This is a genomic window from Bacillus yapensis (genome assembly GCF_005280205.1).
In the GTDB taxonomy this organism is placed as follows: Bacteria; Bacillota; Bacilli; order Bacillales; family Cytobacillaceae; genus Robertmurraya; species Robertmurraya yapensis.
Genome location: NZ_SUND01000016.1, coordinates 48,705 through 64,160, shown reverse-complemented (window position 1 = coordinate 64,160; position 15,456 = coordinate 48,705). Strand labels below are relative to the sequence as shown.

Genomic DNA, 15,456 nt, shown 5'->3' with positions numbered 1-15,456 from the left:
TATTTACTATATGAAATCCGTGGTTACTTACTACGGATTTCAGTTTATTACCTTATAAGCGAGGTGATTTGAATGAGGAAAATTATTATCGGGAGTCTCGTATATGGTGTATTAATAATTGCGGGATTTGTTGCTTATAAACTTCTATATGACGGTAAGGATGTTAACATTGATGAAGGAAATGCACTCATAAGTAAAATTGAAAATTCATCTTCAACTGAAGACGATTTTAGTCAAGAACAAGAGCACTCTCACGAACATGAATATGGATATGAACAAGAAATGGTGACAACATTCCAGAATATAGAAAACAATGTAGAATTTTTTGTTGCTTCTTTAAAAGAAGAAAATCAGCAAGCCTTTACAGATATGTTTGTTCCTGAACAGTATTCAAAAGATATGTGGGAGTATTCAGACGATCCTTTCATTGAAAATGTGAATATCAAGTTTATCCACGCTTTAAATCGAAATGGCACGCTAGTTTCAGCTCGATACGATACAAGTACTATGGACGGCTACAAGACCACTAGAGAAGATTCGGCCGTTTCCTTAACACTGGTCTACTCGGATGAAAAAGAGGCCACAATCAAGCTCAAATTGGTTCTGATGGGGTCTGAACATAGCAATAAAGATAATATCTATTATATTGAGAACAGTGTCCTGGATATGATAAAAGAAATTAAAGAGCAAACTAAATAATAGTATCTCATTTACGCTGGCAATATCTATTGCTAGTGTTTTTTTTAGTAGAATAAAAGAATTATAAGATAGATTAAAAAATACATATTACGGGATAAATTAGAACATTTTTCCAAAATGAGACAAAAGTACTATTTACAGAAAAATCTATATTTTCTTAATATAAAAGAGTAATAGAAAATTTTAGGAGGTTTTATTTTTGAAAAAAAATCATCGTATTAATTCTAGTATTAGCATTGTTTATACCAACAAGCAATGTTTTTGCAGCTGAGAATACTCACGTAGAAGCGCATTCTGTAGAGAAAGACTTCAAATATATTAAGTACGATTTAGGTTCACAAACCAAATCCTTGATAAAAAATGAGAATCCTACTAAATTAGGAGATAAACCATTCATTTCACAAGGGAAAATTGGATATGGAGAATTAGAAAAGGTGAACCTTGAAGATTTTAAAAGTCCTAATAAGACTTGGGTAGATCCATTAACGGGTGAGGAACTAAATAATCAAATTAAGCCATTTGAAGTAATAGGATCTGATGGTAGACAGAAAGTGATTAGTACGGCTTCTATGCCTTATCGTGCATTAACCTATATTCAATTTGAAAATTTATTTAATGCGTGGAGCTGTTCGGGTGGAGTTATAGCACAAGATTTGGTTGTAACAAACGCACATTGTGTAACCGAAGCAGATATATTAGTGGGAACTGTTTTCCCAGGCTTAAATGACTCTACTTATTCCTACGGATACTACACTATAACAGAAATTATTTATCCCGAACAATGGACATCGACTAATGGTTCATCTGACTATGACTATGCTATTTTAAGAGTTTCAACGGACTCTTCTGGAAACCATATAGGAAATAGAGCGGGGATCTTATCCTGGCAGGAAGCTGGAACAATTAATGCAAATAGTATTTTAAGTACTTATGGATACCCAGGAGATAAAATGGAGGAAACTGGTTTAGTGTCAATGTGGGGGATGGAAGGACGGTCAGACTCGTATATTCATTCTAATTTATTATTCCACAATATGGACACTTTTGGGGGGCAATCTGGTTCACCTATATTAAATATGTATCATCGTATGATTGCTGTTCATAATGGTAGTTATACACTTACAGCTAATAATACAAGTAGACTTGTTAATGGAGGACCTAAGATAAGGAGAGATTTTACTAATCTTTATAATTTGATGTTGAACAATTAACCTGTTTCTAGTAAATACGTCTAAAGTTGATAAAGGGGTGTCATAAGTTGAATACAACCACACCTTATGTTCGATTGATGATTGCCTCTCTCCTGACTCTATTTTTTTCATTAATATTTAACCATGAAGATAAAGGAAGACACTTTTCTAATGTAGACCATGAAAATACAATGGTCATAGAGGGTTATGTGATTTCTAAACGGGTGGGAAAGATATTAATTTCAGAAGAGCCCTTACAATTCTGGAAAATAGCAACAGGATATATCACTTCGAATTATGAAAATCGATATATTATCGTAAAAAAGCATAATAAAGCTGCAAATCCAAATCTCTTAAAGAACCTTAAATACAATCAAAAATTAAGAATTTATGTGGACTTTATTCGAGAATCAAATCCTCCAATTACTTATGCCTACTATATTGAAGTAATAGAATAAAGTGGCTGAGACAAAAACCAGTAGAAATCATAAAAAAGCATGAAATCAAATTTAAAAAATCTTGATTTCATGCTTTTTTGCTTTCATGCCTTAAACCAGTTTCAAAGATTTTTTCACCTATGTCCCCGTCTCACTTAAATAACGAAAATAAAAAGAACATCTAAAAATTTATGGATGTATAAAAAAAGGAATAGTAGAAGGCATTGGCGCAGTTTAGAGGATTTGCCGTTGACTTCCTTCACATTCCAAGTCACTTCAGAAACCCTAGTCTTTATCTAACAGTACGACTGCCTTTTCGATTCGGGAATTAAATCCAAGAGAACAATGCCTGGTACACTAAAAAAAGAACTTGAAATTCCATTTTTTTACTTTTTGATTTTCAATAATTAATTCGTATTTTAAATAGAGTACAACTTAGTTTCAATAAAACACTCAGGAGTATTTGTTTAAAACTAAGTTGTTCTCTGATACTGACCGAAAACCCTTTATTATCTTTAAAAGTAAGTATTACTCTAACTTTAAGAAACGATAATGATTTAAAACTAAGTTGTACTCTAGATATATTTTTTAACCCATTAATTAGCTTAGCTGATTTTTCAGAATACAACTTACTTTTAAAGAGGGAAGTACTTACTTTTAACAGAGTACAACTTACTTTTAAAACAACAAGAGAAATTACTTCTCTTAATTCAACAAACTTACATATGTTCACATAATGTTAATTTGATGAACATTAGATTAAGGAATGGTATAATATAAAACAACTTTAATAGTTGTCATCGAACAACTCAGTAGTGACCCAAACAATTCAATACTGACTATAACAACTTAATTATGACCTAAACAACTTGGTCGTGGCTTTACTAATCCTTATTAAATCAAGGCTCTCAATCATTTATACTCTTAATAAGTCATAGCAAGTTATCCCCAACAAGCGCCATTGACTAAATACCAGGTCAATCTTGAGTTAGATGTCTAATTAAGTCACTATACAATAGGCACTTGTGGGCCATCTAGGTCATGATTGAGTTGTCACACTACAATAGTTGAGTAAAAACTTAGGGGGATCGTTATAAATGAAATGCCGCGGTGAAGAAAGTAGAATTAAGCTTGTTAATGATTATCAATTGAAACCCGTAGCACACGTTAAGTTACTTAATGGACAAACAAAAAAAAGTTGTACCGGAGATATTCTAACTGATAGTTATTATTGTTTTACATATAAAAATAAAGTGACAAAATCCGAAGGCTCTCTACTTTGCGGAACACACGCAGCAACACATTTTTTATCTTTACTAGGTCATGCATCATTACGTCAATTTAACCCACTTTCAAGCATAGCAGCTGGTGGGAATAATGGAAATTCTCCTACCTCTACTAGTGTTAGTTGGAATCCAACTGCTAAAGAATTACATAATGCAATAAATTTATTGGTAATTTGTTGGAATACCACTATTAAAGGGTTTGTTGGTGATATAAAAAGAGAATTAGAGAAAAACCCAGATAAGGAGCCACACTTATCAAAGATAAAAACTATTAATACAATTATCAAACATGATAAAAAACAAAGAACTTTACAACAGATGATTTCAGAATTGAGACAAAACAATCAAACACTTAGAAACTTTAGTTTTAATAATTTAAATCAATTACTAAATAAAAAAGAAATAGACTCCTTCTTCGGATAATCCCCCCTATCCTATTAATGAATCTAATATTTAATAGGATTTTGAGATTGTTATATATTTTAAGGAGATTCTAGTTTTTGAGTAATTAATATTTGTTCATAGATACTTTTTTCTGTGAATTTTTGTTGAAAAATGTCGAAAGGGTGTTTTTATGAGAACTCAAAGGGAATACAGCCAAGGTATTCTTGATAAAAAAATTGAAGATTTCCCGTATTATATTATTAGATTTTTAGAATCACACAAAGGTGTCCTACAACCTACAACGTTACTTTCCTATTCAAGTGATATTAGGGAATTTCTTTATTGGATACAGCGGGAAGGCTATTCAAATACGACAGATATTAAGGACATAAAAGTATCTGTTTTGAATGACCTTTTCCTCGATGATGTTGAAGATTTTCGTAGCTATCTTATGGGTAAAAAGTTAGCAAACACTACAGTTAATAGAAAATTATCAGCCTTAAAGTCATTATTTGATTATCTCAATAAGACTATGATAAAGAAAACAAGGAAGCCATATATTGACCGAAATGTAATGACACAAGTTTCTCTTATAGCAGTAGAAAATTCCGACGATACGCGTATTGAGTATGTACAGAATAATATTCTTGTAGATGAGGAAATAAAGAACTTTCGAAAGTTTGTCGCTGAAGATTATGGGGAGAAAGATGAAATAAAAAATAATATTAGGATGCTAAATCGTTGGAAGAGTAACCGAGAGCGAGATACCGCAATAGTTAGTATGTTGCTCGGAACAGGGTTAAGAATCGCGGAATTAGCTGATATTGACATTGATAATATAGACACTCAATCTCGTAAAATCATGGTATCTAGAAAAAGTGGTTCAAAACGATCCGTTAGCTATTCAAAAGCTGCTTCAAAGGACCTGATCAACTACCTTGAAATACGCAATTCAAGATACAAAGCAACAAAAGATGACAAAGCTTTGTTTTTGGGCATCTATAAAGGAAACGCACAGCCATTAACTAAAAGGGCTATGCAAAAATTAATTGAAAAGTATGCGGTTTATTTTGGAAAGCCTCAAATTTCAGCTCATAAACTTCGTCACACCTTTGCAACGAACCATATGAAAAAAGTAAACAGTATACCGATTTTACAAAAAATATTAGACCACGCAAGCCCAAGTACAACTATGTTATACAATAATTTATTCGATACAGATATCCAAGAAAGTATAGACCATGCTGATGAAGAATAAAGATGATTAAACAATTCATTGTAAAATTAAGAGGAAGACTCTCTTCCTCTTAATTTTCATTTATCAATTATATATTCAGCAAATATTGGGATTTTAAATAACGTCCATCCTGTATAGTTGCCTCTTGGAATGATCTATTATCAAACGTCTCTGATTTAATTGGGATCGTTTTTTAATATTGGCCAAATTATCAATAGACTCAGTAATTTACAATACAATATATTTTCAATATTGAAACCATTGCCGATACCAGTGAATCTTACCCTTACTTATCTTTTACTAAAACGGTTATACTTCCAAATAATTCTTCTCCAAAATATGCTTCTAATTTCCATAATCCTGGTTCAGGTAATTTTAATGTAGAAGGAAGCGAATGACTTGCTCCATTTACTGGTGCAAGTGAAGTTGATTTAGGCAATTCAAAGAGTGTAATTTTTGTATCACTATCTTTACTTATTCCAACTACCTTAAATGGCTTGAGTAATGTTTTTTCATTTCCCCAAAAATGCCACATATATTTTTGGGATTTTCCAGTTATAAATGGTCCATACTCACCGATTCCTAATTTACCATTATCCCCTATACGAAATACTGATTCTTCAGTATCACCATTTTCTGTTGTTGCGATCTTCCTTATTAAAGTAGCGCTCTCACTCCAACCAGAAATATCTTCAGCATAAACATTATTATTAGAATTTACACCTTTAGTATCCTTATTTGAACAAGCAGTACTTAAAATAATAAGACAAATGATAAACACTAAAAACTTTTTCACTTCATAACACTTCCCTTTATAAGTCCATTTTTTTCTATGACGTTGATATCTAAATTTTTTCATAACATGAAAGTTTTTCTTTGAGGTCTAATAAGAAAATAGTTTACTATCAGCTAAATATTGGAGGTGTGTCTCTTACACTACATATCATTTATATTAGGTTAATGATATATTGTTTGAAAAATACATACATCATAAAAACGAAAAATATTAACAAAGAAAAACCATTAAAATATTTGTATTTTTTTGTTTTATTTTGGTACAATTTTTTAATTTGTATCAGTTCTAATTCTTTATTTTTTAAAGCAACCAGAATAGTTGGAAGTGCTCTTGAAAAGGCATATATTATTCCAAATAATAAACCTATTACTGGGTTTAAAAACAATCCAATATAAATGTAAAGAATATAAAAAGTTGCATACGGCAAATATGTGAATATACCAGCACCTAATATTAGACCCCAGATCCACATATTGTGAACCGTTTTTCCCTTTACCCATTCCACAGGTATTTGCCACTTTCTTTCCGGAACTTTCACTTTTATTATATTAAAGTGGTCAAGAGTATATAAACCTAACATTAAGGTGAATATTGCCATCTTAATAAGATGCGGAATCCAAGAGAAAAAAACAAAGATAATTAAAGTGTAAAAAAAGCCAGAAATTGCACCTGAGATTATAGAAGCCAATAAATAGTGACAACAAACTTTTATCTTTTTCTTGAACGTCTCTTCACCTAAGAGACTGACCTCTAAGGTCACATTCATTCCTCAATTTGTACTAATCTTTGTAGTTCCTGCAACTATAGCTAGTAGGCCTAATAATACAACTGTAAGAAACATAAGAACACCTCCTTATATTTATTTCTACAATCATATTATGATAGATCATAAAAACAAATGTAGCCTATAAGAAGCTACGAAACCTAATAAAGTTTCGTAGCTTTAATTTACCTTAATATAGTGGCACAGCCACAGGCATTAGAATTACCAGATTTTCCATTTGGCATACAATCGCAACATGTCATTGCCCCCCAACTATAATTTACACACCAACAACCTGTAGTAGGATACCAATACTTATAGCTAGTATGACCTGTAGGACATTTAGTTGATTGAGATGAACTACATCCCGAACAAACTCTTCCACCATTAGGGAATGTACAACCAGTTTCTGGAGGATACCAAGTCTCACACCAACTAATATCTGCAGCAAAAACTGATTTAGTAGTGGCTAACCCCATTATAGAAAGAAATAATGTAGACATAGATGTTTTTATAAATGTAGATCGACTAACCTTTCTTTCTAAATTTTCGGCAATTGACTTTGTGAAATTATCAATTTTCTCTAACAACTTAAACATTAGTGAGCTACCTCCCCTATATTTTCAATGATTTCAACATTACTTTTAAGTGAAGAAATCAAGCCATTAATATGGCCCATATCATTACATAACCCCTTCCCTTTAACCTCACCCTCGTTATCTAATATAAAGGCGAAAGGTGTTACTCTAACTTTACATTTTTGAAGATTATTTCTGTCAGGATCTAATAATAACTCGCCTTTCAATTTTTTAATTTCTTTTACTTTTGAAAAACTTTCTTTATCTCCAACTCCAATTAAAACAAAATTTATTTCGTTGTTATATTTTTGATATGCTCTATTCCATTCAGGGATCAATTCCTTGCATGGAGCACACCCAGGTGATATGAAACCGAGCAAAGTAGGTTTACCCATAAAAGTTTCGTTTGTAATTAGCTCGTTTGAAAAATAGGATAAACCTTCAAGTTTGCCCATAAAATTACCTATTGGAATTCCATCTCTTTCGATTGCATCCGATTTGGCTAAGTATACAGTTCCGAATTGTCTAAAGATCAAGATAATCAAAAATACCATAAACACCTGAAACACCCATAGAAGAATGTTTGAATAAAGTAATATATCCTGCCCCAAAAAAAGCACTCCCTTAACTCAAATTTTTAATTACATCTTTATGATTGTTCCATATTTTTTCTGTAGAAATTAAGATTGTAGCTAAGAATAATCCAGCCAATAGAGAAAACAGTTCGATTTCAACTTGAATTTGATTATGAAAAAATGCCAACATTAAACTAATTGATGATAAAAATAGCAATTTTATCAATGTGAATTGAGAGACATCAGAATCTAAAAATTTACCATAACAACCACATGTTATAGTTTTGTTAGTTTTTAGCATATATACAACCCCTATGGTAATACTTAAGAATACTGTAAAGATTAGGATACTAGCGTATACTAACATTCCTTTGATAGGGAGAAGAAATGCTCCTGCTAATTCCGTGAAAGGCAAAATAGTTCCGTAGAGTTTTAGAATTGGCAAGGGAAGAAAATCATACTCTTTAACTAAATTAAGAAAATCTTTTAAATTTATTATTTTGGGAATAGAGGAGACTATTAGTACGATTAGAAGTAAATGTACCAAAATGTTATATAATAGTTGCACTACAATTCCTTCCTTTCTTCTGAAATTGCAGATCTTGTCTGTTGAGAGTTTTCATTTTCCTTTAATTGAATACCCTCCTTCAATCCGGATATCCCCCTTTTAAATTCTTGAAGAGATTCTCCTAAAGAACGACCAATGTTTGGTAAGTTCTTCGAACCAAAGGCTATAAGGCAAATGACTAATAAGATAATAATCCCTGGTATTCCTATCTGTCCCAGCAATTTAACACCTCCTCTATTTAGAAAATCTTTTTTTAGAGTAAATAAATTTACTCAACATGATACTGATTTCATATAAAAAGAAAAGTATGCATATGACGATTAAATCAGATACAAAATCTGGTGGAGTCACAACTACCGCAAATAAACTTAGAATGGGATAACAAAACTTTCTATATTTTTTTAACATTTGTGGTGTGACAATATTAATCATTGTTAAAAACAGTAAAATTGCAGGAAGTTCAAAAATTACGCCAAATATAACACAAATAGAAAATGTAAATAGAAAGAAATCCGAAAAACTATAAACTGTATTCATGCCAAGAGAGTCAGATGCGCTAAAAAAGAATGAAAATAAAAGAGGTAGAACTAATTTATAACTCAATAAAGCTCCAATAAAAAAAAGTGCTGACACAAATGGAATTGTCATTAGAACTATTCTTCGAGTTTGTCTATTTAATGTTGGTTTGATAAATAAATATAGTTGGAAAAATAACATAGGGAGTGTTATACAAATGGATTGAAAAAGCATTGTCTTTATATAGATTGAGACGGACTCGGTGACTTTGAAGATATTTAAGGTAACATTGTAACCTGTTGCGGATTTTTTTATGAGATCAATAAAATAAGGAGAAGTAAAATATGTAATAACGAAAAATGATATAAAGCAGCCTAGTACATAAAGCATTCTTTTTCGAAATTCTTGAGCATGTTCTAAAAAAGTCTGATTAGTATCCTCTACTTCCTTTTCAATTTCAAACTCAATCTCTATCACCTCCTATTAATTTACATATATTCTAATTTCACATTATAATAGAAACTATATTTAAATCAAACATATTTTTTGAATATTTAGAATTTAGTTCTTTTTTCCTATTTCATAAACTATCTATCGTTAAAGCTAATGGTGGAAATTATGGAAACTTCCGAGTGTGAGTGCATCTTCCCTTTCCTTATCTCCTTTTCCACTGACAACAGCTGATCGATTTGACCAATTAATGCTGTTTTTCTCTAAAGAAATTTCTCCAATACTACATCCAGTTAAAAACATAATTTCGAATTAGGCTTTTTCCATTGGCGTGAAGCAAGATTCGCGTAAGTATTCAATTTCTCCTTTTGTAAGAAACTTAGGTATTCATAAATCGTATACGATGAGCCAGACTTGAAGGTTATAAGATAAAGTATCTGTTTTTTTCATTATAAATTGAGTTATAGAAGGAAAATGATACGCACCATTTGGACTTTTCCAGTAGTGGTTATCTCACTTTTTGCTATATTTAAATTTGCCGGCTCGAATAGTAATGAAAATCTAATTATCTAATTTTTTTAAAAATTATTTTCTTAATACAGTTCAGTAAAAGTGAGTTTCCTTTAAGAAGGAACAGTTCCCTCTACATTAAATGAACTTTATACCAGGTCTACTAGTACCCTAACAACGGGCGTTCAATACAAATAAGGAAAGCCAGGAACAGATAAATCTGATCCTGGCTTTCACACACACTTAGGAAGAATGAATACGAGGATATTCATTCCCTGTAAAGATACTATCAATTTTTGAAAAAATTTGCAATGGAAAATGAAGTATATTGATTATATGCCTTCCCCTCCTCTTATTTAATCCATTCTGTTAGAAGTTCCCTTACTCTTGCATCTATAAATTCACTTCTATTTATTTTAAGCCTCTTAAGAAATCCTTTAGATTCAAACTCCATTTCCGCTTGCTGTCGAGCTTTCAAGGTTTCCTTTAATAATGTAAGTTGCTTTTCACTTTCTTGGATTTTTTCTCTATCTTTTTCGCTTACTTCTATTTTTTCTACTATACTATTAGTCTTCTTCTCTGTATTCTCAATGATTTCAGTCAACTTTCTGTTACTTTCAAAGAGTTGCTCTATTGTTTCCTCTTGATCTTCTAATTTTTGAAAAAGTGAGCTTTGGTCTTCGAGTAACTTTGTTTCAGAGTTTAACAAGGATTCAAGTGCCCCTTTTAATTGCAGCTGGTCCCCTTCTCCTTTTTCAATTAATAAATTGAATAGAAACTCATTCATCATTTCAAGCTTTTCCAGTCTTTCTTCCAGGCTCCCGTTTACCTCTGTTGATGGTATATTACTATTGTTACGAGATACTACTTGCTTTGGATTCCCTACTAACCCCAATTCTGCTCTTAAACCATTCAGTCTAAATTCATCTTTAAGTAGCAATACCATTTTCATTTTTAATAATGATAAGTAATTCAATCTAATATACTTATTTGATGGAGCATCTTCAGGAATTATATATTCTCTTAAGCTATCAATGTAATATGTCAAAGAACTTGGAGGAATTGGCTTGTCCCCGCCTAATACCTTCCCTGCTTCTGCAACACTATACCATCTATGAATGTCCTTCTCTAATATTGAAAGAAAGCTCTCAGAGAATAACTCCTTTTTTAATTGATCTCTTTCTACGATTAATTGATATAGACTATCAAACTTTAGATCTTCTTCTATTTTTAATATGAAATCTGATTCATTTTCGATTATTTTAATTTCATTTGCCATTACGATCCCCCTCCAATCTCCACGAATTTGTTCGAAACGAATCCAAACTAATATTTTCGTTCAAAATCACTCACAAATGTGACTAGTTACTAAAATAATAGCAAATTATTTTAAAAAAATATACCAAATCACGAAAATTAACGAAAAATACAATATATCCAAGAGCAACGAAATTTAACTTAGTTAAAAAACAAGTTAAATGAAGATTATCTAATTCTAACTAAATTATAATTCGTTACACTTCGTTAATGTTAGTTAAACGAACGAAGTGTAACGAAAAAATTCGTTGAAATTCATAAGAATCATTGAATATCTTGTGGATAGTAAGATTGGATGAATCTAGTTATTGCGAAAACTCACGAAAACTCACGAAAAACATCAAAAAAAAAAAAACTTCGTAGCCCGGTAAATGGCCATTATAGATAGAATAGAATGTATAATAGATTAATATTTTGGGAATTATACTAGTGTATTCATGAAAAGAGGTTGATAATGTGGATGAAAATAAAATAACAAACATCAAGTATACGCAAATGGATAAAGATCCAGAAATCAAAAAAGTAACAAACAGCATGGAAAAACTAATCTTAGGAGAAAAGGGTGTCGGTTTAATGGATGCTCTTGGATTAACACCCGGTAGGATACAAAAATACTTAGATGAAAGCAGGGATGAGGAATTTGAACAGCTCCTCGATGAACATAAAGAGTTCATCTTTTGGGAATCGAGAAAACGGAGTGCTAAAGATTTAGAATCTTATATGAAAGAACATACATTTAAATCAATTGATGGTATGACTAACAAGTTAGAAGAGTTTCTAAAAAAATCCGAAATAGAGGTAATTCAAGAACTAGTAAATGAGCATTTAAAGTAGAATGACCTATCTTAGGATAGGCTTTTTTTGTTTATTCACTTCAATCACAACATAAGAACACAACACTCCAATTACTTACACAAAATTGAATAACAAGCTATAATTTGGAAAACTAGTAAAAGGGGAGTTTCATATGCTATACGAAAAAATGACATTAAAAGAGCAAATTTTAAGATTGTACAGTAAAGGTATGACACAGGCTGCAATTGCTCGTAAATTAAAAACCAGAACAAACTATGTATGGAAGGTCGTTAATGAACATAGAGAGAAGTAATGTATAAACAAAAAGAGGAGAGCTCTCCTTTGCTCTCCTTTGCTCTCCTTAAACAATTAATCTATATTATCAAAGTCTAATGCATCAATATCAACAAAATGTTCTTCATCTTTTTTTACTTCTTCCTTAGTTGACTCACCGTCTAAGACAATCCCTAAATCAGATAGATCAATATCCATATCAAAATCAAAATTATCATCTTCTTCAATAGTTGCTGCAATGGATTCGATTGAAGAGTTTTTAAAAGCGAATTTTTGTTGTTTTTCACGATATTCCTTATATTCCTCGACTAACCCTTTAACCAATCTTGATGGAAGTCCTTCTGTTTTGAAAAACGTATAAACAATAGCCTTACGATTATTTTTTTCTTCAAGGTAACCATTAAATACCGTACCACTTAAAGGAATCTCTTCAATAACAGCTTTCTTCGATTGATCCATAAACGAGCTAGGGATCTTTTTATCTGGCGAAATAACTGCAAGCAATCCTAAATGATGTACTTTTGAAGCCGCTAACTCTCCATTTTCTTGTTTTTCTACTAATTGAACAGGTTCATGAAGTAGGCTATCTTTGATAGAATCAGTAAACATTTTCTTTATATCATGTTCATTGTTAACACTCTGAATATCGGCCTCGATTCTATTAATAACCAGGCATCCTTGATGTTCTAAAATTACACGTTTGAAATCTTCTTTATCAAAAGTGACCGAAGTTCCACCACCAGTAGTAGCTGTGTTTAATTCATGAATAACATTACGTATTTGGATATTAGAATAATCTCTATAATTATCAATCTTTAAACCATGCTTAATATTATCGGGTAGACTATCAAATTCATCTGCAAACTTCTGATTGTCAGCAAAAATAACGAACGCAATCCCTTTTGACTTATCCTTTGCTAATTTCCAAATTGTTTGAGTAAAATCGTTTACTTGTCTTAATACATCCGGTCCATCTTCACGAACAGGTAAGGTAACAACAACACCTATTTTGACTGACTTTTCTTCTGCATTTTTAACCGCTTGTGCCATATACTTCTTAAGATTATTCTTAAATTCGGCTGGATCTGTTTTCTTTTGAATCTTAATTAACTCTTCTTTAATGATTGGCTTATTATGAAAATCGTTAAATTCTTCAATAGCTTTTATAATGGTCGATGTTCCAGTTCCTCCACCAAGTCCAGCAAAGAATAAAACTAGATCATCGCTTGGGCGAACTCTCTCTGTAATGAACTGCTTTAGTTTTTCCTTTGCATTTCCATTCTCATCTAGGATTCTCATAGCCTTTTCAGGATTTTTGCCTAGACCACCTAAATCCAAAGAAACTTGATTACTAGCAGGAATATTTTTTAATCCCTTTAAGTCACCATCATTACTATTTAAAGCTAAACAATTATAAACAGGTGTTCCATCATTTTTCTTAATACCTGCAAATACATCAGCCATTCTTGTTCCAGCTTGTCCAAAACCAACCATTGTCATATTTATTGCAGGGGAGTTATTTGTAAACAACATATCATTCTACCTCCGTGTGTTTTTATTTTTGCCTTCTTTTAACCAATTCTTCGATGACTTGCCAACCTCTACCCGTAAGAAATAGCAACTTATAAGGTTTGATTGATTCGTGGAAGAGTAGTGACATATCAGATAACTTATCAATTTGGTGTTCAGCTGTCTTTCTATGTAGGTTAGTTTTAGTCACTTCGTATTTGGAGTTTTGTTTCTTCCTGATTTTTGTTTTTCTTTCAACTTCAACGTTTTCAACGATCTCTTTGATAGTGATTCCTTTAAAGCTGCTATTATCTGTTTTTCTTTGTTTTTCCATTTTGCCGATAAAAAGAAGAATCTTTCTAGTGGATTCATCGGCTTCAACTATATCAGCAAACATTTGAATTACTTCAGGTTGAAAATGTATCGTGTTATGTTTCTTGTGAAGAGTAATATCCAATAATTATCCTCCTTTAGTATTTTTTTCTATCATACAATATATTAGAGTCTAATTCTAGACTCTATTTTAAATAATGTAAAATATTTTTGTTTTATAAATATCCATTATTTCATTGATAATATTAGCTTTAAATATAGACTCTATATTAAGATTCTATATAAGATTAAATGGTGATTACATTCAAAATTCAAATATAAAATCTGTTCATTTTCTAGCAAATTTCTCAAAAATGGGTATTTTTTTAGAAAACCGCTCTTATTCTAAGGAATTTATACATCTAAAAATCGATATAGACTCTACATTCAGATTCTATTGGTATACCCTTTATTATCAATGGTTTAACTTCATACTTGAAATATTTAATATTTCATTTTTCACTCATAGACTCTCATATAAGATTCTATGAGTTCGTTTCTACAATCCATATGCTGTTCTCTATTTTTCATTCCGTGTGACAGTCTACTCGCTTCAATTACTTACAGCTTTTCACAAGAAGCCTGGTGTTTATTATGAGACTTTGAGAGATTCCTATACATTCCTTGGTTTACATCGTTCTCTATCAATTCAACGAAGTTTTTCGTAGCATTTCGTTGTACTAGGTTGAAGTATCTACTTATTCCTTCTACGAACCTTATCTAATCATGATTAACCCATTTTGGACTCAGCGATCCAGCAACTTGCTCTTAATAACTTCCTTAAAATTGATATTCCCTTATACACTAATTACAACCAATTATTTCGAGATATTTTTCTATGTATTTGGATATGAACTTCTAACCCTTTTTATAATGAATCACCTTATGAATAGATATGTGATTTTATTATGAATTTGCCTATGAAACTTAATTATGAATTTTAATTATGAGTATTCTATCTGAATCATGCTACGAAATAGATAATGAATAAGTTCATAACCTTAATTTCCAACTAATAGTCACTTTCATATGGTAATTCATCAATGGAAATCTTCAGTGTATCTATTGGTACATCTAGTAATTTTTTATTCACTCTCAAGTATTCTATCGAAATTAGAATTCCCCTAAATTTTTATACGCGGAGCTAGACAATCTATGTTTCGTCGGTTGTCGATTTTCT

Annotated in this window: 17 protein-coding genes; 7 read left to right on the top strand and 10 right to left on the bottom strand. The window is 31.3% G+C overall.

What is annotated here, in order from left to right; genetic code table 11:
* Window positions 1–72 precede the first annotated feature (72 nt).
* The 5 genes from FAR12_RS17670 (at window position 73) to xerS (ending at window position 5,254) form a co-directional block, all read left to right on the top strand.
* Window positions 73–699 carry a hypothetical protein gene (locus FAR12_RS17670; protein ID WP_126410132.1) on the top strand — a complete coding sequence of 209 codons (627 nt, stop codon included), beginning with the start codon at window positions 73–75 and terminating at the stop codon, window positions 697–699.
* A 236-nt stretch (window positions 700–935) separates the two neighbouring features.
* Window positions 936–1,910 carry a trypsin-like serine peptidase gene (locus FAR12_RS17665; RefSeq protein ID WP_126410131.1) on the top strand — a complete coding sequence of 325 codons (975 nt, stop codon included), beginning with the start codon at window positions 936–938 and terminating at the stop codon, window positions 1,908–1,910.
* A gap of 47 nt (window positions 1,911–1,957) precedes the next feature.
* A complete protein-coding gene (locus tag FAR12_RS17660) occupies window positions 1,958–2,347 on the top strand; it encodes a DUF3221 domain-containing protein (RefSeq protein WP_126410130.1) in 390 nt (129 codons plus the stop codon).
* 1,076 nt (window positions 2,348–3,423) lie between these two features.
* Window positions 3,424–4,035, top strand: a complete 612-nt coding sequence (locus FAR12_RS17655; protein ID WP_126410129.1) for a hypothetical protein — start codon at window positions 3,424–3,426, stop codon at window positions 4,033–4,035.
* Window positions 4,036–4,186: 151 nt separating this feature from the next.
* The gene (xerS, locus tag FAR12_RS17650; RefSeq protein WP_126410128.1) at window positions 4,187–5,254 is read left to right on the top strand and encodes a tyrosine recombinase XerS; all 1,068 of its coding nucleotides are present in this window, start codon (window positions 4,187–4,189) and stop codon (window positions 5,252–5,254) included.
* A gap of 265 nt (window positions 5,255–5,519) precedes the next feature.
* Here the strand turns inward: xerS and FAR12_RS17645 are convergent, their stop codons facing one another.
* The 8 genes from FAR12_RS17645 to FAR12_RS17605 all read right to left on the bottom strand — a co-directional run bounded on the left by FAR12_RS17645 (window position 5,520) and on the right by FAR12_RS17605 (window position 11,268).
* On the bottom strand, window positions 5,520–6,092 hold the full coding sequence (locus tag FAR12_RS17645; RefSeq protein ID WP_246010433.1) for a DUF4871 domain-containing protein: 573 nt from the start codon (window positions 6,090–6,092) through the stop codon (window positions 5,520–5,522).
* Between the two features lie 88 nt (window positions 6,093–6,180).
* Window positions 6,181–6,789, bottom strand: a complete 609-nt coding sequence (locus FAR12_RS17640) for a hypothetical protein (RefSeq protein WP_126410126.1) — start codon at window positions 6,787–6,789, stop codon at window positions 6,181–6,183.
* 188 nt (window positions 6,790–6,977) lie between these two features.
* Window positions 6,978–7,391, bottom strand: coding sequence for a hypothetical protein (locus FAR12_RS17635; RefSeq protein ID WP_126410125.1), 414 nt, complete (start codon window positions 7,389–7,391; stop codon window positions 6,978–6,980).
* Window positions 7,391–7,981, bottom strand: coding sequence for a TlpA family protein disulfide reductase (locus FAR12_RS17630; RefSeq protein WP_246010432.1), 591 nt, complete (start codon window positions 7,979–7,981; stop codon window positions 7,391–7,393). Before FAR12_RS17630 ends, FAR12_RS17635 begins: the two co-directional genes overlap by 1 nt.
* Before the next feature lie 13 nt (window positions 7,982–7,994).
* Entirely contained in the window at window positions 7,995–8,513 is a 519-nt protein-coding gene (locus tag FAR12_RS17625) for a MauE/DoxX family redox-associated membrane protein (protein ID WP_170972244.1), read from the bottom strand.
* Complete coding sequence (locus FAR12_RS17620) at window positions 8,513–8,734, bottom strand: twin-arginine translocase TatA/TatE family subunit (RefSeq protein WP_126410123.1); 222 nt, start codon at window positions 8,732–8,734, stop codon at window positions 8,513–8,515. The genes FAR12_RS17625 and FAR12_RS17620 overlap by 1 nt, the downstream gene beginning before the upstream one ends.
* A gap of 13 nt (window positions 8,735–8,747) precedes the next feature.
* Window positions 8,748–9,506 carry a twin-arginine translocase subunit TatC gene (tatC, locus tag FAR12_RS17615; protein WP_126410122.1) on the bottom strand — a complete coding sequence of 253 codons (759 nt, stop codon included), beginning with the start codon at window positions 9,504–9,506 and terminating at the stop codon, window positions 8,748–8,750.
* 835 nt (window positions 9,507–10,341) lie between these two features.
* A complete protein-coding gene (locus FAR12_RS17605) occupies window positions 10,342–11,268 on the bottom strand; it encodes a hypothetical protein (RefSeq protein ID WP_126410121.1) in 927 nt (308 codons plus the stop codon).
* Window positions 11,269–11,762: 494 nt separating this feature from the next.
* Here FAR12_RS17605 and FAR12_RS17600 point away from each other — a divergent pair, with 494 nt between their 5' ends.
* Together FAR12_RS17600 and FAR12_RS17595 are read left to right on the top strand one after the other, a co-directional pair.
* Entirely contained in the window at window positions 11,763–12,140 is a 378-nt protein-coding gene (locus tag FAR12_RS17600) for a hypothetical protein (RefSeq protein WP_170209295.1), read from the top strand.
* Window positions 12,141–12,273: 133 nt separating this feature from the next.
* A complete protein-coding gene (locus FAR12_RS17595; protein ID WP_136833245.1) occupies window positions 12,274–12,414 on the top strand; it encodes a helix-turn-helix domain-containing protein in 141 nt (46 codons plus the stop codon).
* Window positions 12,415–12,470: 56 nt separating this feature from the next.
* Here FAR12_RS17595 and FAR12_RS17590 read toward each other — a convergent pair whose 3' ends face one another.
* Both FAR12_RS17590 and FAR12_RS17585 read right to left on the bottom strand, forming a co-directional pair.
* A complete protein-coding gene (locus FAR12_RS17590; protein WP_126410120.1) occupies window positions 12,471–13,928 on the bottom strand; it encodes an FtsZ/tubulin family protein in 1,458 nt (485 codons plus the stop codon).
* A gap of 22 nt (window positions 13,929–13,950) precedes the next feature.
* Window positions 13,951–14,361: a hypothetical protein gene (locus FAR12_RS17585; RefSeq protein WP_126410119.1), complete on the bottom strand. Its 411-nt coding sequence runs from the start codon at window positions 14,359–14,361 to the stop codon at window positions 13,951–13,953.
* Window positions 14,362–15,456: the final 1,095 nt, after the last annotated feature.

What these genes read in the sequence shown, in the direction of transcription:
- FAR12_RS17645 (WP_246010433.1), bottom strand. Translation starts at nt 6,092, where the DNA reads ATGAAAAAATTTAGATATCAACGTCATAGAAAAAAATGGACTTATAAA.
- FAR12_RS17590 (WP_126410120.1), bottom strand. Translation starts at nt 13,928, where the DNA reads ATGTTGTTTACAAATAACTCCCCTGCAATAAATATGACAATGGTTGGT.
- FAR12_RS17595 (WP_136833245.1), top strand. Translation starts at nt 12,274, where the DNA reads ATGCTATACGAAAAAATGACATTAAAAGAGCAAATTTTAAGATTGTAC.
- FAR12_RS17635 (WP_126410125.1), bottom strand. Translation starts at nt 7,391, where the DNA reads ATGTTTAAGTTGTTAGAGAAAATTGATAATTTCACAAAGTCAATTGCC.
- FAR12_RS17605 (WP_126410121.1), bottom strand. Translation starts at nt 11,268, where the DNA reads ATGGCAAATGAAATTAAAATAATCGAAAATGAATCAGATTTCATATTA.
- xerS (WP_126410128.1), top strand. Translation starts at nt 4,187, where the DNA reads ATGAGAACTCAAAGGGAATACAGCCAAGGTATTCTTGATAAAAAAATT.
- FAR12_RS17670 (WP_126410132.1), top strand. Translation starts at nt 73, where the DNA reads ATGAGGAAAATTATTATCGGGAGTCTCGTATATGGTGTATTAATAATT.
- FAR12_RS17655 (WP_126410129.1), top strand. Translation starts at nt 3,424, where the DNA reads ATGAAATGCCGCGGTGAAGAAAGTAGAATTAAGCTTGTTAATGATTAT.